21 protein-coding genes are annotated in these 21020 nt (G+C 63.9%); 13 read left to right on the top strand and 8 right to left on the bottom strand.

Annotated elements, in window-relative coordinates; all coding sequences use genetic code 11:
* Positions 1–34 precede the first annotated feature (34 nt).
* The 4 genes from ABIB00_RS02405 to ABIB00_RS02390 all read right to left on the bottom strand — a co-directional run bounded on the left by ABIB00_RS02405 (position 35) and on the right by ABIB00_RS02390 (position 3483).
* Positions 35–1165, bottom strand: coding sequence for an ABC transporter substrate-binding protein (locus ABIB00_RS02405; RefSeq protein ID WP_247443580.1), 1131 nt, complete (start codon positions 1163–1165; stop codon positions 35–37).
* A 58-nt stretch (positions 1166–1223) separates the two neighbouring features.
* Positions 1224–2102: a shikimate dehydrogenase gene (locus tag ABIB00_RS02400; RefSeq protein ID WP_354103244.1), complete on the bottom strand. Its 879-nt coding sequence runs from the start codon at positions 2100–2102 to the stop codon at positions 1224–1226.
* 144 nt (positions 2103–2246) lie between these two features.
* Complete coding sequence (locus ABIB00_RS02395; RefSeq protein ID WP_247443577.1) at positions 2247–3185, bottom strand: LysR family transcriptional regulator; 939 nt, start codon at positions 3183–3185, stop codon at positions 2247–2249.
* A gap of 121 nt (positions 3186–3306) precedes the next feature.
* Positions 3307–3483: a hypothetical protein gene (locus ABIB00_RS02390; RefSeq protein WP_354103243.1), complete on the bottom strand. Its 177-nt coding sequence runs from the start codon at positions 3481–3483 to the stop codon at positions 3307–3309.
* A gap of 167 nt (positions 3484–3650) precedes the next feature.
* Here ABIB00_RS02390 and ABIB00_RS02385 point away from each other — a divergent pair, with 167 nt between their 5' ends.
* The 7 genes from ABIB00_RS02385 to ABIB00_RS02355 all read left to right on the top strand — a co-directional run bounded on the left by ABIB00_RS02385 (position 3651) and on the right by ABIB00_RS02355 (position 8988).
* Positions 3651–4379, top strand: coding sequence for a helix-turn-helix transcriptional regulator (locus ABIB00_RS02385; RefSeq protein ID WP_354103242.1), 729 nt, complete (start codon positions 3651–3653; stop codon positions 4377–4379).
* An 83-nt stretch (positions 4380–4462) separates the two neighbouring features.
* The gene (locus ABIB00_RS02380) at positions 4463–5119 is read left to right on the top strand and encodes an acyl-homoserine-lactone synthase (RefSeq protein ID WP_354103241.1); all 657 of its coding nucleotides are present in this window, start codon (positions 4463–4465) and stop codon (positions 5117–5119) included.
* Position 5120: 1 nt separating this feature from the next.
* Positions 5121–5339, top strand: coding sequence for a hypothetical protein (locus tag ABIB00_RS02375; RefSeq protein ID WP_247443574.1), 219 nt, complete (start codon positions 5121–5123; stop codon positions 5337–5339).
* 309 nt (positions 5340–5648) lie between these two features.
* A complete protein-coding gene (locus ABIB00_RS02370) occupies positions 5649–6566 on the top strand; it encodes a branched-chain amino acid ABC transporter permease (protein WP_247324607.1) in 918 nt (305 codons plus the stop codon).
* On the top strand, positions 6563–7507 hold the full coding sequence (locus tag ABIB00_RS02365; protein WP_354103240.1) for a branched-chain amino acid ABC transporter permease: 945 nt from the start codon (positions 6563–6565) through the stop codon (positions 7505–7507). The genes ABIB00_RS02370 and ABIB00_RS02365 overlap by 4 nt, the downstream gene beginning before the upstream one ends.
* Positions 7500–8267: an ABC transporter ATP-binding protein gene (locus ABIB00_RS02360; protein ID WP_354103239.1), complete on the top strand. Its 768-nt coding sequence runs from the start codon at positions 7500–7502 to the stop codon at positions 8265–8267. The genes ABIB00_RS02365 and ABIB00_RS02360 overlap by 8 nt, the downstream gene beginning before the upstream one ends.
* Positions 8260–8988 (top strand): ABC transporter ATP-binding protein, encoded by a 729-nt coding sequence (locus ABIB00_RS02355; RefSeq protein WP_354103238.1) that lies wholly within the window; start codon positions 8260–8262, stop codon positions 8986–8988. The genes ABIB00_RS02360 and ABIB00_RS02355 overlap by 8 nt, the downstream gene beginning before the upstream one ends.
* Positions 8989–9048: 60 nt before the next feature.
* On the opposite strand, the gene ABIB00_RS02350 is transcribed toward ABIB00_RS02355, so the two are convergent.
* Together ABIB00_RS02350 and ABIB00_RS02345 are read right to left on the bottom strand one after the other, a co-directional pair.
* Positions 9049–10497: a glutamine synthetase family protein gene (locus ABIB00_RS02350; protein WP_354103237.1), complete on the bottom strand. Its 1449-nt coding sequence runs from the start codon at positions 10495–10497 to the stop codon at positions 9049–9051.
* A 161-nt stretch (positions 10498–10658) separates the two neighbouring features.
* A complete protein-coding gene (locus tag ABIB00_RS02345) occupies positions 10659–12017 on the bottom strand; it encodes an aromatic ring-hydroxylating dioxygenase subunit alpha (protein WP_354103236.1) in 1359 nt (452 codons plus the stop codon).
* Between the two features lie 111 nt (positions 12018–12128).
* On the opposite strand from ABIB00_RS02345, the gene ABIB00_RS02340 reads away from it, so the two are divergent.
* Together ABIB00_RS02340 and ABIB00_RS02335 are read left to right on the top strand one after the other, a co-directional pair.
* Positions 12129–12914, top strand: a complete 786-nt coding sequence (locus ABIB00_RS02340; protein ID WP_354103235.1) for an IclR family transcriptional regulator domain-containing protein — start codon at positions 12129–12131, stop codon at positions 12912–12914.
* A gap of 106 nt (positions 12915–13020) precedes the next feature.
* Complete coding sequence (locus ABIB00_RS02335; RefSeq protein ID WP_247338730.1) at positions 13021–13353, top strand: PRC-barrel domain-containing protein; 333 nt, start codon at positions 13021–13023, stop codon at positions 13351–13353.
* Between the two features lie 75 nt (positions 13354–13428).
* On the opposite strand, the gene ABIB00_RS02330 is transcribed toward ABIB00_RS02335, so the two are convergent.
* Positions 13429–13824, bottom strand: a complete 396-nt coding sequence (locus ABIB00_RS02330) for a group II truncated hemoglobin (RefSeq protein ID WP_354103234.1) — start codon at positions 13822–13824, stop codon at positions 13429–13431.
* Between the two features lie 12 nt (positions 13825–13836).
* Positions 13837–14745, bottom strand: coding sequence for a helix-turn-helix transcriptional regulator (locus tag ABIB00_RS02325; RefSeq protein ID WP_247443563.1), 909 nt, complete (start codon positions 14743–14745; stop codon positions 13837–13839).
* Between the two features lie 136 nt (positions 14746–14881).
* On the opposite strand from ABIB00_RS02325, the gene ABIB00_RS02320 reads away from it, so the two are divergent.
* The 4 genes from ABIB00_RS02320 (at position 14882) to boxB (ending at position 20869) form a co-directional block, all read left to right on the top strand.
* Positions 14882–16423 carry a benzoate-CoA ligase family protein gene (locus tag ABIB00_RS02320; RefSeq protein WP_354103233.1) on the top strand — a complete coding sequence of 514 codons (1542 nt, stop codon included), beginning with the start codon at positions 14882–14884 and terminating at the stop codon, positions 16421–16423.
* A 43-nt stretch (positions 16424–16466) separates the two neighbouring features.
* Positions 16467–17285 carry an alpha/beta fold hydrolase gene (locus tag ABIB00_RS02315; protein WP_354103232.1) on the top strand — a complete coding sequence of 273 codons (819 nt, stop codon included), beginning with the start codon at positions 16467–16469 and terminating at the stop codon, positions 17283–17285.
* Between the two features lie 294 nt (positions 17286–17579).
* On the top strand, positions 17580–19268 hold the full coding sequence (gene boxC / locus ABIB00_RS02310; protein ID WP_354103231.1) for a 2,3-epoxybenzoyl-CoA dihydrolase: 1689 nt from the start codon (positions 17580–17582) through the stop codon (positions 19266–19268).
* Positions 19269–19417: 149 nt separating this feature from the next.
* Positions 19418–20869, top strand: coding sequence for a benzoyl-CoA 2,3-epoxidase subunit BoxB (gene boxB / locus ABIB00_RS02305; protein ID WP_354103230.1), 1452 nt, complete (start codon positions 19418–19420; stop codon positions 20867–20869).
* The last annotated feature ends 151 nt before the right edge of the window (positions 20870–21020 follow it).

Genomic DNA, 21020 nt, shown 5'->3' with positions numbered 1-21020 from the left:
CGCAAGAGCGGGGCGAGGGAGAAGAAAGAAGCCCTCACTTCACCTTCGGCAGCACCTGCTTCACGACCTGCTTGCCTTCGACCACCTCGACCAGAAAGCTCTGGCGATCGATGTCGCCGGTGTCGCTGAAGGTGACGTCCATCAGGATGCCCGGCTCGTCCGCGGCCTTGATGGTCAGACCATGCAGCGTGTCGGCGAAGGCTTTGGAATCGACTTTGCCCATTTTCTCGGTCGTGGCTTTCACCATGTAGACCGCAAGATAGCCCTTCAGGCCGTTATGGTCGGGCACGTAATTGTACTTCTTCGCGAACTTGTCGCGAAACGCCTTGATCAGGTCGACCGGCGCGTCGGTGGTCAGGCCGACATGGCCGCGCGCGCCATTGGCGGCATCGCCCGCGAGCTCGATCACCTTCTGGCCGATCAGCGTGGTCTCGCCCATCAGCGGCGCGGTGACGCCCTGGCGCTTCAGCTCCTTCAGGATGCGCGCGCTCTCTTCCTCGTTCAGGTAGACGAACACGGCGTCGGGATTGGCCGCCTTGATCTTGCCGACGTCGGCGGCGAAATCCGCCTGGCCCGCTTCGGTGGAGAGATCGGCGACCACCTTGGAGCCCAGCCGGTCGAGCTCCTTGACCACGACGTCGCGACCGCCGCGGCCGAAATCATTGTTGACCCAGACCACCGCGACCGACTTCCCCTTCATGTCGTCGTGAATGTATTTGGCGACCTTCGGCATCGAGGATTGCTGGCCGAACGAGGTGCGGAACAGGAATTTGTTTCCGGCCTGCGTCAACTCGGCGGCTTCACCGCCCATGATCTGCGCGATGCCGGCTTCGGCCGCGAGCGGCGCGGTGACCTTCACGGAGCCGGAATAGCCGGGCCCGAGCAGCACATAGGGCTCGGCGTCGAGCGCCTTCTGCACCTGCGCGCGCGCAACCCCGGGGTTGGATTGCGAGTCCGCATGGGTGACCTCTAACTTGCGGCCGAGCACGCCGCCCTTGGCGTTGATCTCTTCGATCGCGAGATCGATGCCGTTCTTCCAGTTGGTGCCGACGGTTGCGCCGCCGCCGGAAAGCTCGGCGACGTCGGCGAGCTTGATCGCCTGGGCGTGAACACTGGTTGCAGTCGCGAAGGCAAGCAGGGCGCCCGCCAGAATGGCCGATTTCATGGTCTATCCTCCCATTTTTCGTTGATGTTGTTCGCGGCCTTGTGTCCGGCCGCTTTGGTTACGCTGCGTGATAGGCCGAGCTTCGTGCCGCCATCACCTCGTCAAATGCCTCTCCCATGACCTCGGTCGATGGGGCAAGGCCCGTGAACAGTTCGAAAGCGTCGGCGGCCTGGTAGATCGCGAGCTCCCGCCCGGTCATGATCCGCGCGCTCGTGGCTTGGGCGGCCGCGAGCAGCGGCGTGATCAGCGGCGAGTAGACGGCATCCGCAACCCACAATTTTTCATGCAGCAGCGTGGCCGGGACCGGCATGCCGCGGTTCGGCAGCATCCCGACCGGCGTGCCGTTGACGAGGCCGGTCGCGCCGTGCAGCGCGTCCTCGATGCTCGACGCCAGCCTTGCGACGCCCTGTGCGGCGAGCAGGGAGACGAGCGTCTCGGCGCGCGCCGGCTCGCTGTCGAAGATGCGGATGTCGGTCACGTCCAGGCTCGCCAGCGCAAACGCGATCGCCTTGCCGACGCCGCCGGCGCCGATCACGGCGACGGCGTTGCCGGACGGCGCCAGCAGTGGCGCCACCGCGCGCGCGAAGCCGGTGGTGTCGGTGTTGTGGCCGGTCAGCCGGCCGTCCCGGGCGACGACGGTGTTGACCGCGCCCATCGCGGCAGCGCCCGGCGCCAGTTCGTCGAGCAGCGGGACCACCGCTTCCTTGTAGGGGTAGGTGACGTTGACGCCGGCAAAGCCGAGCCGCCGCACGCCCTCGAGCATCATGCGAAGCCCGGCCGCATCGGCGCCGGCGACCTCGATGAGCTGGTAGTGGCCGCGCAAGCCCAGAGCCTCGGCGGCGCTCTCATGCATGGCGGGGGATGCGGAATGCGCGATCGGCGCGCCGATCAGGCCGGTGAGGAGTTTTTTGCTGGCGGCGTATCCGCGCTCGGACATGGTTCGCTATCGTCTCGTTGGGAGTGTTCGGTCCCGGCCATTAGCGGGGAAATCCGCGCAATTCCAAGGGGGCTTCCAAGTGCGACGATAGCCTTTCCCCTGCCTAACACAATTACCCATTTATCTAGCAAACCTAACATAATGTTATTTCTTGCGCCCGCGCGAAGGGATGGCCTTGCCGTTGATGCGGGACGGCTCCACCGCGCGCATCTCGGCGCGCAGGGACTCGATGAAATACTCGACGTGAAGCGACAGCGGCGCGCCGCGCTTCACCGCGATGTAGGTGTCGAAACGCGTCGGTTCGGTGATCTTCAAGAGCTCGATGCCGGGATAGCCGCCATGGGCGACCGTGAACTGGTCGATGATGGCGATGCCGAGCCCCGCCTTCACCAGCGCGCAGACCGTGGTACCGAAGCGCGCGCGGATGGTGATGTTGTAGTCGAGCCGGTTGCGCGCAAAGATCTCGGCCATGATCCGGCCGTAAGGGTCGTTGGGATCGATGCCGATCAGCGGATAGCGGGTGATCTCGGCCGCGGAAACCTGCTTGCGGCCGGCGAGCTCATGGCCTGATGGCACGATGCAATAGAGCTCGCCGGAGGCGAGCGGCATGAAGTCGAGCCCGGAATGGTCGAGCCGATAGCTCATCGCGACGCACTCGCCGCGGCCGAGCAGGAGATAGTCGATGGCTTCCTCGAGCTTGAGGATGTTGATGTCGATGCCGAGGTCGGGATAGCGGCGGCGGACGCGCTCGATCGCGCGCGGCACCATCACCTGCGAGATGCTCGGTACCGAGCCGATGCGCAGCTCCGACAATCCACCGCGGCCGATCTTGGAGATGAGCTCGGAGAGGTCGTCCACCTTCTTGTAGACGCCGTTGATCTGCTCGAAGATGTTCTCGGCTTCCGGCGTCGGGAAATAGCGGCCGTTCTGGCGCTGGAAGAAGCGGATGCCGAGCGAGCGTTCGGTGTATTTGACGAGGCGGCTGATCCCCGGGGCCGAAACGTTGAGCAGCTTCGCCGCGCCGCCGATGGTGCCCGTCACCATCACGGCACGGATCACTTCAACCTGGCGCAGCGTCATCATGTCCTGGGCATCCGAAAGATAATCGTGGTCGCGATCATCTCACGAGAGCCGCGAGGTCATCCAGCGGCAAATGTTCGACAACGTGAATTGGCGGCGCGCGCCCGCGCTGCCGTGACCGCGTTTAGCTCGACGGTCCTTCGGGCGACACGCTGCCGGGTCGTTCCGGGCGCTCGCTTTGCAGCACCTCGCACGCGAACTCGATGATCTTCTGCTTGTTCGCCGTTTCACGGACGGCGAAAAACACGCGGTTGAGTTCCAGGCCGAGAACGCTGTTGAGGGCGATGTCCTCGTCTTCCATCGTGGTTTTCCCGCTTCAGACCTCATAGGTGTAACTTGACGTCCCGTCTTCCACAAGTAGATCAAAGCTTCGAGGTCAATGAGATACCGGACAACTACGGAAACGGTGAATTGAGGCAGCCCGCGAAGACGTGCTATACCGGAGCACAAGGGTCAGGAAACGCACCGATGTCCGCCGTGGATTATGGCCGGGAAGCGCTCGACTTCATTGAAGGCTTGGCGGCCTATCGTAGGGTTCCGGACGCGATGAACGCGCTCGAAGGGGCGTTCGGGCGCTTCGGCTTCGAAACCATCATCGTGACAGGGTTGCCGAATCCCGACCAGCGGTTCGCACAGATGGTGCTCGCCAAGCGCTGGCCCGCGGAATGGTTCAGTCTCTACACACAGAACAACTACGACCGCGTCGACCCGGTGGTGCGGATGTGCCGACAATCGGTCAACCCGTTCGAATGGTCGGAAGCGCCCTATGATGCCGAACTCGATCCGGGCGCGGCGGAGGTAATGAACCGCGCCGGCGATTTCCGCATGTCGCGCGGCTTCATCGTGCCGATCCACGGGCTCACCGGCTATGAGGCCGCCGTGTCGCTCGGGGGCATCCATCTCGATCTCAACGCCCGCAGCAAGCCGGCATTGCACCTGATGGCGATGTACGGCTTCGACCACATTCGCCGTCTGCTCGATCCGGCGCCGTATTCGTCGACACGCCTCACCCCGCGCGAGCGCGAAGTGATCTCCTGGGCCTCGCAGGGCAAGTCGGCCTGGGAAATCGGCGAGATCCTGCACATCACGCAGCGTACCGCCGAAGAGCATCTTGCAACCGCCGCGCGCAAGCTCGGTGCCGTCAACCGCACGCATGCGGTTGCACTGGCGATTCGCAACAAGATCATCAATCCCTAACCGACGTACTGGGAAATTTCCCAATATCGAGCCTGCCTCTTTTCGCAGACGCTGCTCCCCATTGAGGACGAATGGGGGCTTTCATGATTCACGCCATTTCTGCGGTAAATCGTCACCTTTACGAAGACGTGCTCGAGCAGCATTTCCGGCTGCGGCACGACATCTTCGTCGAAGAGCGCCACCGGGAGGCACTTCGCAAACCTGATTGCCGCGAGATCGATTCCTATGACGACGAGGATACCGTCTATCTGCTCGCGCTGGAGGGGCGGCGCGTCATCGGCGGTCACCGGCTCTACCCGACTACCAAGTCTTCAATGATGAGCGAAGTCTTCCCGCATCTGGCGGCGGTGCGCGGCTGTCCGGCGGATCCGCTGGTCTGGGAATGGTCGCGCTACTTTGTCGTGCGCGATCGCCGCGACGGCGCGCTCAACCTGCAACTGATGACGGCGGTGCAGGAGTTCTGCCTCGGTCAGGGGATCGCGCAAGTCAGCGCGATCATGGAAACCTGGTGGTTGCCGCGCTTTCATGAGGCCGGCTTCGTCGTGACCCCGCTCGGTCTGCCGGCTCTGGTGGAGAACGCATGGACCATGGCGGCGACCATCGACATCCGTCGGGAGACGCTGGATGCCCTGCATGATCGCATCGGCATGCCTTCGATCGTGCAACAGGACGGCCCGCGTCTGGACGCCGTCGCCCGTGCCAACCTCTGCGGCCTCGCCGCGCAACAAAAGAGCGCCTGAGATGTCGAACATGATGCGGAACAGCCAGATCATGGCGCAGACCAAGGACGAGAATCTCGGCTACATGTCCGACATGGCGCTCGAACTGGCGCAGATGGCGGAAGACACCGGATTGGGGACGCTTGCCTATCTGTTCCGGATGGCGGCGCTGGAAGCCTCGACGGCCAACAGCGTGCTCGCTGAACCGGATGACCTTCCCCGGCAGATGACGTCGCACTAGGCGCCATCCTTCCTGACGTTGCGACGAATTTCACACCCTTCCTTCGGCAACGGGGGAGGGTGATCGTTTGGGTGCGGCAGGTTGACCCATCCCGCGCGGCAGCCTTCGTGCACAGCGCTTTGCACGGCGGCGCTCGATCGCATGCATCGGCATGCAACAAAGTGCATGTTTGGTGTCAAATCGCTCTTGCCTCGGAACGATACTGCCATTACCCATTTTTCCGCCTTGTACAGGCAGGGGGAACTCTTTCACTGATGGCGACCGTGTTCGAACATCGGCGCGAACCTGCGTGCGCCTGAAAGAGTTTTGATGCTGCTCGTCGTCGAACAGTTCTTGAACGGATTGCAGTTCGGCCTGCTGCTGTTTCTGCTCGCCGCCGGCCTGACGCTGGTGTTCGGGATCATGGATCTCGTCAACCTCGCGCACGGCTCGCTCTACATGATGGGCGCCTATTTCGCCGCCACCTTCGCAGCCTGGACCGGCAGCTTCCTGCTCGGCGCGCTGCTGGCGCTCGGCGCGACGCTCGTGCTCGGCATCGTGCTCGAGATGAGCGCGCTGCGGCATCTCTACGGACGTGACCATCTCGACCACGTGCTCGCGACCTTCGGCCTGATCCTGTTCTTCAACGAAGCCGTGCGGCTGATCTGGGGGCCGGCCGGCCTTGCGCTGCCGCTCCCGGCCTGGCTCACCGTGCCGGTGCCGATCCTGCCCGGCATTCACTATCCCGCCTATCGCCTCGCCATCATCGCGGTGGCGCTGCTGGTCGCGCTCCTGCTCTATCTCGGCGTGATGCGCACCCGCATCGGCATGCTGATCCGTGCCGGCGCCTCCAATCGCGAGATGATCGGCGCGCTCGGCATCAACATCAAGCTGCTCTACACCCTGGTGTTCGGTCTCGGTGCCGCGCTCGCCGGCCTTGCCGGATTGATGCAGGCCCCGATCCTCACCGTGCAGATCGGGATGGGCGAGAACATTTTGATCCTCGCCTTCGTCATCATCGTGATCGGCGGCATCGGCTCGATCCGCGGCGCCTTCCTGGCCGCGATCTTCGTCGGCATGATCGACACGCTCGGCCGCGCCTTCCTGCCCAATCTGTTGCGGCAGGTGCTGAGCGGCGCTGCGGCCTCCACCGCCGCGCCCGCGCTGTCGTCCATGCTGATCTATCTGCTGATGGCGATCGTGCTGGTGGTGCGGCCGGAGGGGCTGTTTCCGGCCAACCGTCGATGAAGACATTCACTGTGAGCAAGGCCGTCACGGTCCTGATGCTGGCGGGCCTCGTGCTGCTGCCGCTCTATTCGCAAGCCTCCGGCAACATCTTCATCCTGACGCTGTTCACGCGCATCGTCATCCTGGCGCTGGCGGCCGCGAGCCTCAACCTCATCATGGGTTTTGGCGGCATGATGAGTTTTGGCCACGCCGCCTATCTCGGCATCGGCGGCTATGCGGTCGGCATGCTGGCGCAGGAAGGCGTCGGAAGCGGCTTCATCCAGTTTCCAGTCGCGATCGCGGCCTCCGCGATCTACGCGCTGGTGATCGGCGCGCTCTCCCTGCGCACCCGCGGCGTCTATTTCATCATGATCACGCTCGCCTTCGCGCAGATGGCCTATTACGTCGCCTCGGGGCTGGCGCGTTACGGCGGCGATGACGGCCTCACCATTTACAAGCGTAGCGACTTCTCCGGGCTGATCAATCTGTCGAACCGCACGCAGTTCTACTATCTCTGCCTCGCCTGCCTGTTCGGCGTGGTCTTCCTGATCTGGCGCATCGCCAATTCGCGCTTCGGTCTCGTCTTGCAGGGCCTGCGCTCCAACGAGCAGCGCATGCAGGCGATCGGCTTTCCCTCGAAACGCTACCAGCTGGTCTGCTTCGTCATCTCGGGCACGATGTGCGGCCTCGCCGGCGCGCTGCTCGCCAACAATACCGATTTCGTCAGCCCGGCCGTGATGTACTGGACGCGTTCCGGCGACCTCATGGTGATGGTGATCCTCGGGGGCATGGGCACGCTGTTCGGTCCGGTCGTCGGCGCGGTGGTATATTTGCTGCTGGAAGAGTTCTTGTCGCAGCTCACCGAATACTGGGCGCTGATCATGGGCCCGCTGTTGCTGCTGGTCGTGCTGTTCGGCCGCGGCGGCATCATGGGCCTGCTCGGGAGGCTCAACCGTGGCTGAACCGCTGCTCCGCGTTGACAAGCTGGTGCGCCGCTTCGGCGGCATCATTGCCACGGACAACGTCTCGCTCGACGTCGCGGCAGGTGAGCTGCACGCCATCATCGGCCCGAACGGTGCTGGCAAGACCACGTTGATCAGCCAGCTCACCGGGCATCTGGAGCCGCATTCCGGCAGCATCTCGCTCGGCGGTCGCGACATCACCTACTTGCCGGCCTATCGCCGCTGCGCGCTGGGCCTGGCGCGTTCGTTCCAGATCACCTCGCTGCTGCTCGATTTCACCGCCGCCGACAATGTCGCGCTCGCGGCGCAAGCGCATGCCGGCACCTCGTTTCGCTTCTTCGCCGATGCGCGCAAGGAAAAAGGCCTGCGCGATGCCGCGCATGCCGCGCTCGACCGCGTCGGTCTCGCCCATCGTGCCGATGTCCTGGTGTCCAGGCTCAGCCATGGCGAGCGTCGCCAGATCGAGCTTGCGGTTGCGCTGGCAAGCAAGCCGAAGCTTTTGCTGCTCGACGAGCCGATGGCGGGTCTCGGCGTCACTGAATCCCAGCGCATGGTGCAGCTGCTCCAGGAGCTGCGGAAGGAAGTCTCGATCGTGCTGGTCGAGCACGACATGCCCGCGGTGTTCGTGCTCGCCGACCGTATCTCGGTACTGGTCTATGGCCGCGTCATTGCCTCCGGCGATCCGGCCGCGATCCGGGCGAACGAGGACGTCAAGCGCGCCTATCTCGGCGAGGCGCATGTGGTGACGCACCATGTCTGAAAAAGTGGCGGCTGATACGCTGCTCGAGGTCGACGGCATCGAGACCTGCTACGGCCTGTCCCAGGTGCTGTTCGGCCTGTCGCTGTCGATCAAATCAGGCGAGATGGTCTCGCTGATGGGCCGCAACGGCATGGGCAAGACCACGACCATCCGCTCCATCATGGGCCTGACGCCGGCGCGCGCGGGCAGCATCCGCTTCGCGGGCTCGGAAGTGCGAACGCAACCGTCCTACCGAATCGCAAAACTCGGTGTGGGCCTCGTCCCCGAGGGACGTCAGATATTCCCGAACCTCACCGTGCGTGAAAATCTGGTCGCGGCCGCCGCCGATCGCTTTGGCAGCGCCAATCCCTGGACGCTGGCGTCGATCTACGTGATGTTTCCGCGCCTCGCCGAGCGCGCCTCCAACATGGGCAACCAGCTCTCCGGCGGCGAGCAGCAGATGCTCGCCATCGGCCGCGCGCTGATGACCAACCCGAAGCTCCTCATTTTGGATGAAGCGACCGAAGGCCTGGCGCCGCTGATCCGCGAAGAGATCTGGAACTGCCTGTCGTTGCTCAAGAGCCGGGGACAGTCGATCCTGGTCGTCGACAAGAACGTCGACCACCTCGCCCGCATCTGCGACCGCCACACCATCATCGAGCGCGGCAAGACGGTGTGGAGCGGCACCTCCGAAGAGCTGATGGCGGAACCGGATCTGCAGCACAGATATCTGGGAATTTGAGCCTCCGCTCTCTCCCGTCGTTACGTGCGTAGCGAAGCAATGACGGGGAGAAAGCCGAGGTCAAAACACCTCGAAATACTCGCGATGCTCCCAGTCGGTCACCTCAGACAGGAAGCGGTCGATCTCGGCGTTCTTGATGTGGGTGTAATAGTTGACGAACTCGGCGCCGAGTTTTTTGCGGAAGAACGGATCGTCCTTCAGCGCGCTGACCGCATCGCGCAGGGACTTCGGCAAGAGCGGCGCCTTGGTCTCGTAGGGCGTATCGGCGGACGGGCCGGGATCGAGCTTGCGGTCGACGCCGTCGAGGCCTGAGAGAATCTGCGAGGCCATGTAGAGATAGGGATTGGCGGCGGGCTCGCCGATGCGGTTTTCCAGGCGCGTGGCGGCATCGCCGGCCGCGCCGAGCACGCGGATCATCACGCCGCGATTGTCGCGGCCCCAGATCGCGCGGTCCGGCGCCAGCGAATAGGAGCGGTAGCGCTTGTAGCCGTTGATGGTCGGGGTGGTGAACACTGTCGATGCGCGGGCGTGGTCGAGCAGGCCGGCGAGCCAGGCCCGGCCGAACGCGCTGAGCGGTTCGCCGCCCTCCTTGGTCGTTTCCTTGGCCATGAACTGGTTGTCGCCGCTCGTGCGGGAGACGACCGATTGGTGGAGATGCCAGCCGCTCGCGAACAGGTTCGGCAGCTTCGGCCGGCACATGAAGGTGGCGTGATAGCCGTGGCGGTGCGCGATCTGCTTCACGGCAGAGCGGAACAGCACCATATTGTCGGCGGGCTCCAGCCCTTTCTTCGGCGCGAAGGTGAATTCGCACTGACTTGGCCCGAACTCGACCTCGACCGAACGCAAGGGCAGCCCGAGCGCGACGATGTCACGCCGCAAAATCTCCAGCACCGGCTCCATCTGATCGAAGCGCTGCTCGGTGAGGTACTGATAGCCGTGGCTGAGCAGGCTCACCGAGGGCGGCGTGCCTGGCTGTCCCGCATCCTCCGGGCGCATATGCGCGTCGTCGAGCTTGAAGATGTGGAATTCGACCTCGAGGCCCGCCACGAAATCGTGGCCGCGGCGTCCAAGCTCGTCGAGCGCCTTGCGATAAAGCGCGCGCGTCGCAAACGGCACGGGACGGCCGTCATTGAAATAAAGATCGCAAAGCACCCAGCCCGTCGCCGACGCCCATGGCAGCACGCGGAACGTGGTGGGATCGGCGACCATCAGCACGTCGGCCGCGCCCTCCATCTCCTTCATGCCGAAGCCGCCGCCTGACGTGAACACCGGAAACACCGTGCGGTGCGAGGTGTCCTTGGCGAGCATGGTCGTGGTGATCGAACAGCCGCTTTCCAGCGAGGCAATCGCCTCCGAGGCGATGATGGTCTTGCCGCGCAGAATGCCGTGCTGATCGGGAAAGGCGAGGCGGATGACTTCGAGATTTTTCTCCTCGACGAGACGGCGCATGCGCGTCGCCGCGTCCTTCTGCTCATCCGACCACAGCGCATGACGCGCGACGAAACTCACTATGTTTGCTCCTTCAGTCACCGATGCACGACGGGTGCAAGACGCCTGCCACATTCTCCGTCATTGCGAGCGCAGCGAAGCAATCCAGAAATGCGTCCGCGGAGACAGTCTGGATTGCTTCGCTTCGCTCGCAATGACGAAGGAGACATCTGCACCAGGCCTCACTCCGCCGCCGTCAGCCGATGCACATTGTCCGCGGTCTCCTTCGGCACCGGTGCCGTCCACGGCGCGCCGCGGCGGCGCTTGACGTCGGCTTCCATCCAGTAGGTCTCCCAGCCACGTGTCGGCCCGATGCCGTCCATGGTCGCCGGACCCTGGATGCTGCGTGCGGTGCTCTCGTCGAGATGCAGCATCGGCTTCTCGCCGCCCGCGACCTTCTCGATCTCCTGCCGCAGCAGGCGGCGGTATTGCACGATCGCCTTGTCGCTCGTGCCGAGGTGCTCCTTGGTGCGGTCCTGGATCGTGCCCATCGACTCCACCGCCCACTGGTCGTGAACGTTGATGTCGGTGCCCATGCCGGTATAGGTCGCCGTCTGCTGCTCGTGCGGATCGAAGCCGTAATCGTTGTTGCTGTTCTTGCGCGATTTGTAGTCCGGCAGCTCGTAAAGCTCGAGCCGCTGGTCGCGCATCTTCTGCTTGTCGACCGGGTTCGCGTAGCTGGTGAAGATCGCGTACCAGTAGCAGTTCTCGTCGTCGACCGGCACGTGCCACTGCGTGATCGTCATCTCCGTGCTCATGGGGATGACGAAGCCGTGCGGGAAGAGCTGGTTGGTGACGCGCACATGCGTCCGCTCCTCGTCGATCTCGCGTAGCGCGATCAGCCGCAGGCCGTATTCGGTGTGCTCGACATTGATGATCGGGCGGTCGTACTCGCGCAGGATCTTGGTCATCGGCAACTCGCTGCCTGCGGAGGCGCCGCGGAACTGCTTGCCGTACGCCGTGGACGTGTCCTCGTCCTCGAAGAAGCGATGCAGGTAGGACGCGTGCGCGGGATCGATGCCGACTTCGAGTGCCTGGAGCCAGTTGCAGGCCATATGGCCTTTGAACGCAAAGGTGTGCGTGCCGGGCGCGACAAAGCAATCGAGTTCGGGAAAGGCCGGCGGCTCACCTTCGCCGAGCCAGGCCCAGAGGATGCCGCTCTTCTCCACCACGGGATAGGAGCGCTGGCGAATGTTCTGGCAAAGCTTTGAGTCCTTCGGCTCAGCCGGCGTCTCGATGCATTGCCCGGTGGCGTCGAACAGCCAGCCGTGGAAGGCGCAGCGCAGGCCGCCATGTTCGAGCCGTCCGAAGGCGAGATCGGCGCCGCGATGCGCGCAGTGGCGATCGATCAGGCCGTAGCGTCCGGTCTCGTCGCGAAACAGCACCAGGTTTTCGCCGAGCAGCTTGACGGGACGGATCGGACGATGGCCTTCGAGCTCGTCCACCAGTGCCGCCGGCTGCCAGTAGCTCCGCATCAGCTTTCCGCAAGGGTCCTTCGGACCGGTGCGGGTGATCAGGTCGTTCTGCTCCTGGCTCATCATGGCGAGTGCATCCTTGTGGAGTGGCGTTTGTTCGCCTATTGAACGAATGGGCGAATTATGACATGCCTTGGATCGGCAGCAAGCACTATTTTGCAGGAATGTCCCGACGCCATGCCCAAGCTGAAGCGAAGCGAGAGCGACGAACGCGCGACGGATTTCGTCGAGAGTCTCGATCGCGGCCTGCGCCTGCTGCAATGCTTTGGCACCGCGGCCGGCCCGATGACGCTGAGCGATCTCGCCCGCGCCGCCGATCTGCCGCGCGCCACCGCGCGGCGCATGCTGTTCACGCTCCAGCGCGGCGGCTTCGTCGCCGGCGACGGCAAGCTGTTTTCACTGACACCACACGTGCTGACACTGGCCGCATCGTATCTGCGGTCCAGCCAGCTCGTCACGGTCCTGCAACCGGTGCTCGACCGCGTTGCGACAGCGGCCAACGAGATCTGCTCGCTCGCGGTGCTCGACGGCGATGAGGTCGTGTTCATCGCGCGCAGCAGCCCGGCGCGCATGTTCTCAGGCGGGCTCGAAATCGGCTACCGCCTGCCGGCCTTCTGCACCTCGGTCGGCCGCGCCATGCTCGGCCAGCTCGATGATGCCGAGCTTGTTGCGCGCCTGAAAGCGATGAAGTGCGAGACGCTGACGCCGCAGACGGAGACCGATCCCAAGGGATTGCTCGCGCGCATCGTTGCTGACCGGGCGCAGGGCTATTCGCTGGTCGATCGCGAGGCCGAGCCGCATTTCCGATCGATCTCGGTCCCGGTGCGTCGTTATGACGGCGTGATTGTCGCTGCCATCAACATGGGCGCTCATGTCGACCGCGTGCCGGCGCAGGAATTGGTCGGCCGCTTCCTGCCGCTGTTGCGGGACGGTGCGGAGTCGGTGCGTTCGCAGCTGTTGTAGCTGAGGCCAGGAGAGCAAAAAGCCCAGAGAGCAAAGAGGTGGGTTTCGCTCGTCCTGACTGGCAGGCTATAATGCGCGCGGCAAAAAAGAGAACAGGGAGGACGCCATGCACCATACCATGGTTCCCAGTGATCGCGTGGAGCATGTCGCTGTCTACGGGCGCGACGGCACCAAGCTCGGCACGATCGAGCGGTTGATGCTCGACAAGGTGAGTGGAACGGTCGCCTACGCCGTGATCAAGACCGGCGGGCTGCTCGGCACCCACCATCATTATCCTCTGCAGTGGAGCGCACTGAGATATGATCCAGGACGTCAGGTCTTCCAGGTCGAGCTGACGCCGGAGCAACTGAGCAGCGGCCCCTGCGAGGTCGATGGCGATGAATTCGACTGGGGTGACCGCTCGCGGCCTTACCCGCATCCGAATTACTGGTCGATCTAGTCGCGTCGCAAGTCTCATAGTCCGGGTCAGCGAAGCGGTACCCGGAACGCCGCACGTCGGCCTTGATCGACGCTTTTACGGCTGGTTGCGCATCCAGTCGGCGAGGCCGGACAGCGCCTTGTCGAGGTCTTGCTGCGCGGCAGCATCGACGACCGTCTCCTCCAGCGCGCCGCGCATGCAGAGCATCCACGCATCACGCTCGGCATCGCCGATGGCGAAGCCGATGTGGCGCTGGCGCAGCCGGGGATGGCCCTTCTCGATCGAGTAAAGTTTTGGGCCGCCGGTCCATTCGGCGAGATAGCGCTTCAGCACGTCCCTGATCGCGCCGAGATCGGCGGCGTGCATCGCGCGGATGACCTGCGCCTCCGGCAGTGTGTCCATGCGATCGTAGAAGCGATCGACCAGCCGCTCGATCGTGGCGCTGCCGCCGATCCGCTCGAACATCGAGATTGCGACGTCGCTCTCGGCCATGGGAGTTCGGACCTACAGCGCCACGCTGCGCAGCCCAAAGCTGCGCGCTTCGTTTTGCAGCACCGGCCGCACCGCATCGATCAGACGGGCCGCGGCGGCATCGACGGAAAGTCCCGCCGTGTCCACCACCGCCGTCGCGCGCGCATACAGCGGCTCGCGGCTCAAGAGGATGTTGCGCAGCTCCGCCATGGCGGAGCGGTCGTCCGCCATCGGCCGCAAATCGCCCTGGCGGCGGACGCGGGCCATGTGCTCCTCGGGCTCGGCCTTCAGCCAGATCGTGTAGAACGACGACAGGATCTGGTCGAAGGTCAAAGGCTCCGAGACGATGCCGCCGCCGGTCGCCAGCACCATCAGCTCGTTGCGCGCGAGCAGCTGTTGCAGCGCCGCCTGCTCCATGCGACGAAAACCTTCCTGGCCGTAGAGCGCGATGATCTCGGCCACCGAGAGGCCGTTCTGCTGCTCGACCTCCTTGTTGAGCTCGACAAAGCTCCAGCCGACCTTCTTCGCCAGCATCCTGCCGAGCGTAGATTTGCCGGCGCCGCGCAGGCCGATCAGCGCGATGCCGCAGAACGGCGCGCGCCGCGGCGCCGATGCGCTGCCGCCGGCGAGCAAATCCTTGGCTTGCGCGATCTGCGCAGGCGTCGCCTTGCGCAAGAGATCGCGAAACATCTGCCAGTCCGGGGTCGGATCGGCCGAGGGAAGCAGATCTTCCAGATGCGCGCCCATCGCGTCGGAGACGCGGCGCAGCAGCACGATGGAGACGTTGCCCTTGCCGCTCTCGAGCTGCGCGATGTAGCGCTCCGAAATTCCTGATACCTTGGCGAGCACTTTGCGCGACATGCCGCGCAGCGCGCGCATGGTGCGCACGCGCTGGCCGAGCTGTTCGAGAAATCGGGATTCGGCGTCGGGACTGTCGGTCATGGACTACGGATCATGGGCCTTCTTGAGCGGGTGTCCTGCGGCGCATATTAATGAAACATAGTGCCTGCTGGCATTGACAGCAAGCCGCCACAGTGTCTTTCTATGAATTATAATTCTAAATTCGGGGGAGAAGTCCGTGAGCGAGGGATCCTATAACGCGGTGACCTGGCTGCTCGACCGGAACGTCGAGGAGGGGCGCGGCAACAAGACCGTGTTCGACGACACCGTCTCCCGGCTCACCTATGGCGAGCTCCAGCACCAGACCCGCCGCACCGCCAACATGCTGCGCCGGCTCGGCGTCCGCCGCGAAGAGCGCGTGGCCATGATCATGCTGGATACGGTCGATTTCCCCGTCGTGTTTCTGGGTGCGATCCGCGCCGGCATCGTGCCGGTGCCGCTCAACACGCTGCTGACATCAGATCAATACGCCTACATCCTCGCCGACTGCCGCGCGCGCGTGCTGTTTGTCTCCGAGGCCCTCTATCCCGTCATCAAGGATGTCGTCGGCCGCATGCCCGATCTCGAGCATGTCGTGGTGTCCGGCGCCAAGACGAACGGCCACAAGCAGCTCGCGGAAGAGCTCGCGGGCGAGAGCGACCGGTTCACGACCGCCGCGACCCATCCCGACGAGCCGGCGTTCTGGCTCTATTCCTCAGGTTCGACCGGCATGCCCAAGGGCGTGCGCCACATCCATTCGAACCTGCAGGCGACCGCCGATACTTACGCGAACCAGGTGCTTGGCATCCGCGAGAACGATGTTTGTCTTTCCGCGGCAAAGCTGTTCTTCGCCTACGGCCTCGGCAATGCGCTGACCTTTCCGATGTCGGTCGGTGCCACCGTGGTGCTCAACAGCGAACGGCCGACGCCGGCGCGCATGTTCGACCTGATGAACCGCTACAATCCTTCGATCTTCTACGGCGTGCCGACATTGTTTGCGGCGATGCTCAACGACGAGGCGATGAAGAGCGAGCGTGGCGGCAAGTCTTTGCGCATCTGCACCTCGGCCGGCGAGGCGCTGCCTGAATCCGTCGGCAACAGCTGGAAGGCGCGCTTCAACGTCGACATTCTCGACGGCGTCGGCTCGACCGAGCTGTTGCACATCTTCCTGTCGAATGAGCCCGGCGACATCAAATACGGCTCCTCCGGCAAGCCGGTGCCGGGCTATGCGGTGCGGCTCGTCAACGAGGCCGGCCAGGATGTCGCCGACGGCGAGGTCGGCGAGCTGCTGGTCGATGCCCCCTCCGCCGGCGAGGGCTACTGGAACCAGCGCCACAAGAGCCGCCGCACATTTGAAGGCCCTTGGACCCGCACCGGCGACAAATACGTTCGCGACACTGATGGCCGCTACACTTTCTGCGGCCGCGCCGACGACATGTTCAAGGTCTCCGGCATCTGGGTCTCGCCGTTCGAGGTCGAGAGCGCGCTGATCACGCATCCCGCCGTGCTGGAAGCCGCCGTCGTGCCCGAAGCCGATCCGGAAGGGCTGCTGAAGCCGAAGGCCTTCGTCGTGCTGCGTCCCGGCGCGACGACGACGGACTTGCAGGAGATGCTCAAGGACCACGTCAAGCAGAAGATCGGCCCGTGGAAATACCCGCGCTGGATCGACGTGGTGGATTCCTTGCCGAAGACGGCGACGGGAAAGATCCAGCGGTTCAAGCTGCGGGACGGGGCGAGCTGAGCGCGCGGAGACGTCTCGTTCTCATTGCTGGAAGAAAATGCGCATGACCAACCTCACCCCCACCGGCTTCCTCAGCATCGGCAACGCCAGCCTCGAATACAAATGGCTCGCGCCGCAAACCGCCGACGCACCGACCATCGTCATGCTGCATGAAGGCCTCGGCTCGGTCGGGCTCTGGGGCGACTTCCCGGAAAAGCTGCAGCAGGCCACCTCCGCCGGCATCTTCGTCTATTCGCGTGCGGGCTACGGCCAGTCGAGCAAGGTCGCGCTGCCGCGGCCGCTCGACTATATGGATCGCGAGGCGCTGGACGTGCTGCCGAAGGTGCTCGATGCGATCGGCTTCAAGCGTGGCCTCCTGCTCGGCCATTCCGACGGCGCCTCGATCGCGACGATCTATGCCGGCGCGCATCAGGATCATCGCCTGAGCGGGCTCGTGCTGATCGCGCCGCATTTCATCGTTGAGGACATCTCGGTGAAGTCGATTGCGGACATCAAGACGGCATTTGAGACCACCGACCTGAAGGCAAAACTCGCGCGCTGGCACAAGGACGTCCACAACGCCTTCCAGGGCTGGAACGGCGCCTGGCTCGATCCGAAATTCCGCGACTGGGATATTTCCGAGTCTCTCGCCTACATCCGCGTCCCTTTGCTGATCCTGCAAGGCCGGGATGATCAATATGGGACATTGCGTCAGCTCGAAATCGCGCAGGAAGAGTGTTATTGTCCGGTAGATTTGAAAGTCATTTCAGACGCGGGACATTCCCCGCATCGTGAAGCGCCGGGGGCGACGCTTGACGCTATTGAGCAATTTGCAAAAGCCGCCCTGCGCGACGATCAGGGACTCCAGGTACGCGCCGCATGACGTTGCGGAGGCACATCGATGAATGTGCCTTCGAACGCGAGTGATCCAATGCGCGCGCTGAACTCGCGCAGCGCTTTCCGGTCCTGGCGCTGACTGCCTGCTTCTAGCCAAGCTCGGCAGGCCGCAGCTGTCCAAAGCCGACTGGATCGCGCTCAGCGCCGGCGCGTGATCCCAGCGGGTGTCATGAAACAAAGTGCATGCCTGGTCCGTTAAGGGCTAGGCGCGCTCTAAAAGATGCATTATTGTGCATCTAACGCGACAGCCAAAACGCATAAACAAGCTCAAGGGTGGCCCATGGCCGGGGAAGATCGGCGCCTCGCAGGCGGCGCGACATTCATCGATTTCCAGACCGAACCGTTCCGCTACCGGCACTGGAAGCTCGCGGTCGATGGTGACGTCGCCACCCTGACCATGGACGTCGACGAGAACGGCGGCCTGTTCGAGGGCTATCTGCTCAAGCTCAATTCCTACGATCTCGGCGTCGACATCGAGCTTGCCGACGTGGTCCAGCGGCTGCGGTTCGAGCATCCCGAGGTGAAAGTCGTGGTGATGCGCTCGGCCAAGAACCGCGTGTTCTGCGCCGGCGCCAACATCCGCATGCTCGCGGGCTCGACTCACGCTCACAAGGTCAACTTCTGCAAGTTCACCAACGAGACCCGCAACGGCATGGAAGACTCGTCGGAGAATTCCGGCCAGCGCTTCATCACCGTGGTGAACGGCTCGGCCGCCGGCGGCGGCTATGAGCTTGCGCTCGCCACCGACTACATCATGCTCGCCGATGACGGCGCGTCTGCCGTTGCCTTGCCTGAAGTGCCGCTGCTCGCGGTGCTGCCCGGGACCGGCGGCCTCACGCGCGTGGTCGACAAGCGCAAGGTGCGCCGCGACCACGCCGATTTCTTCTGCACCATCGAAGAAGGCGTGAAGGGCAAGCGCGCCGTGCAATGGCGGCTGGTCGACGAGATCGCGCCGAACAGCAAGCTCGAAGGCAGGGTCATCGAGCGTGCCAGGGAGTTTGCGGCTGCGTCGAAGCGCAACGGAAGCGGCAAGGGCATTGCTCTTTCCCCGCTCAAGCGCGTCATCGACGAGACCAGCCTGCGCTATGGCTTTGTCACCGTCGATATCGACCGCGCCGCGCGCATCGCCACGATCTCGATCAAGGCGCCTGAAGCCGCGCCGCCCGCCGACATCGACGGCATGATGGAGCAGGGTGTCGCGTTCTGGCCGCTCCAGGTCGCGCGCGAGATCGACGACGCGATCCTGCATCTGCGCATCAATGAGCTCGAGATCGCCATGCTGGTGTTCAAGAGTCACGGCGATCGCGCCCATGTGCTCGCCTGCGATGCCTTCCTCGAAGCCAACAAGGCGCATTGGCTGGTCAACGAGATCAGGCATTACTGGAAGCGCGTCTTGAAGCGCATCGACGTCACCTCGCGCACGCTGGTGACGCTGGTCGAGCCCGGCTCCTGCTTTGCCGGCACGCTCGCCGAGCTCGTCTTCGCCGCCGACCGCTCCTACATGCTGATCGGCACGCGCCAGGGTGACAACCGCCCGCCGCCGTCGATCGAACTGTCAGCGATGAATTTTGGCCCGTATCCGATGAGCCATGGCCTGACGCGGCTTCAGTCGCGCTTCCAGGCCGATCCGTCCGATGTGGAACGCGCGGAAGCCACGATGGGCACGGCTCTGGACGCCGAGCAGGCCGAAGAGCTCGGTCTCGTCACCTTCGCGCTCGACGACATCGACTGGGACGACGAGGTCCGCGTGTTCCTCGAGGAGCGCGCCAGTTTTTCGCCGGACAGTCTCACCGGCATGGAAGCGAGCCTCCGCTTCGTCGGCCCCGAGACGATGGAGTCGAAGATCTTTTCGCGCCTGACCGCCTGGCAGAACTGGATCTTCCAGCGCCCGAACGCGGTCGGCGAGGAAGGCGCGCTGCGCCGCTACGGGAGCGGCCAAAAGCCGAAATTCGATATGACGCGGGTGTGACGACTTTCGTGTCCCGGGCGCGCTGCGGCACGAAGTGACGCTGCGCAGAACCGGGACCCATTACGGACCGGACAATAGGTCCCGGCTCAGCAGTGCAGCACTTCGCGCCGCACTTGCATCCGGGACAAGAGATCGCAAGGAGCACGGCCATGAGCATGAACATCATGAACGTCGACTACTCGACCAAGATTCCGAACAACGTCAATCTCGCCGAAGACCGCCAGGTGCTGAAGGCGCTGGAAGGCTGGCATCCCGGCTACATGGATTGGTGGAGCGACATGGGGCCGGAAGGTTTCCAGGAGTCGCTGGTGTATTTGCGTACTGCTTATTCGGTCGATCCGCGGGGCTGGGCCAAGTTCGACTATGTGCGGATGCCCGACTATCGCTGGGGCATTCTTTTGGCGCCCCAGGAAGAGAACCGTGTCGTGCCGTTCGGCGAGCATTTCGGCGAGCCGGCCTGGCAGGAAGTCCCGGGCGAGTATCGCGCCATGCTGCGCCGTCTGATAGTGATCCAGGGCGACACCGAGCCTGCCTCGGTCGAGCAGCAGCGCCACCTCGGCAAGACCGCGCCCTCGCTGTACGACATGCGCAATCTGTTCCAGGTCAATGTCGAGGAAGGCCGTCACCTCTGGGCGATGGTCTATCTGCTGCAAAAGTACTTTGGTCGCGACGGACGTGAGGAGGCTGACGATTTGTTGCGCCGCCGCTCGGGTGACGCCGACTCGCCGCGCATGCTGGGCGCCTTCAACGAGGCGACGCCGGACTGGCTGTCCTTCTTCATGTTCACCTACTTCACCGACCGCGACGGCAAGATGCAGCTGCACTCGCTGGCGCAGTCCGGCTTCGATCCGCTGTCGCGCACCTGCCGCTTCATGCTGACCGAGGAAGCGCACCACATGTTCGTCGGCGAGACCGGCATCACCCGCGTCGTGCAGCGCACCTGCGATGCGATGCGCGAAGCCGGCATCACTGATCCGTCCGACATCGCAAAAGTCCGCGCGCTCGGCGTGATCGACCTGCCGACCATCCAGAAGAAGCTGAACCTGCACTATACGCTATCGCTTGATCTGTTCGGCTCGGAAGTCTCGACCAACGCGGCCAACGCCTTCAACACCGGCATCAAGGGTCGCTATCACGAGACCCAGATCGACGACGATCACCAGCTTAAGAACGCGACCTATCCGGTGCTGAAGTTCATCGACGGCGAGATCAAGGTGGTCGACGAGCCGGCGCTGACCGCGCTCAACATGCGCCTGCGCGACGATTACAGCCAGGATTGTGTCAAGGGCATGCTGCGCTGGAACAAGGTGATCTCGACCGCGGGCTATCAGTTTGAGCTCAAGCTGCCCAACGTCGCTTTCCACCGCCATATCGGCGAGTTCAAGGCCATCCACGCGACGCCCGACGGACTCCTGATCGACGACGCCAATTGGGCCAAGCGCAAGGATGATTGGCTGCCCTCGACCGCGGACGGCGACTTCATTACCTCGCTGATGCAGCCCGTCACCGAGACCGGCGTGTTCGCATCCTGGATCTCGCCGCCGAAGGTCGGCATCGACAACAAGCCGGGCGATTTCGAGTACGTGAAGATCGAGTCGTAGGGGTCAGGGTCTGTCGCTCTCGCAATACAAATGGTGTCATCACCCGCGAAAGCGGGTGATCCAGTATTCCAGAGGCAGCGAGGCTAGAACCGATAGGCCGCAGCGTACTGGATGCCCCGCCTTCGCGGGGCACGACACCGAGTATGAGGCG

Source organism: Bradyrhizobium sp. LB14.3 (assembly GCF_040547985.1).
In the GTDB taxonomy this organism is placed as follows: Bacteria; Pseudomonadota; Alphaproteobacteria; order Rhizobiales; family Xanthobacteraceae; genus Bradyrhizobium.
Note: the sequence above shows the minus strand (reverse complement) of the source record. Positions and strands in the feature narration are given on the sequence as shown.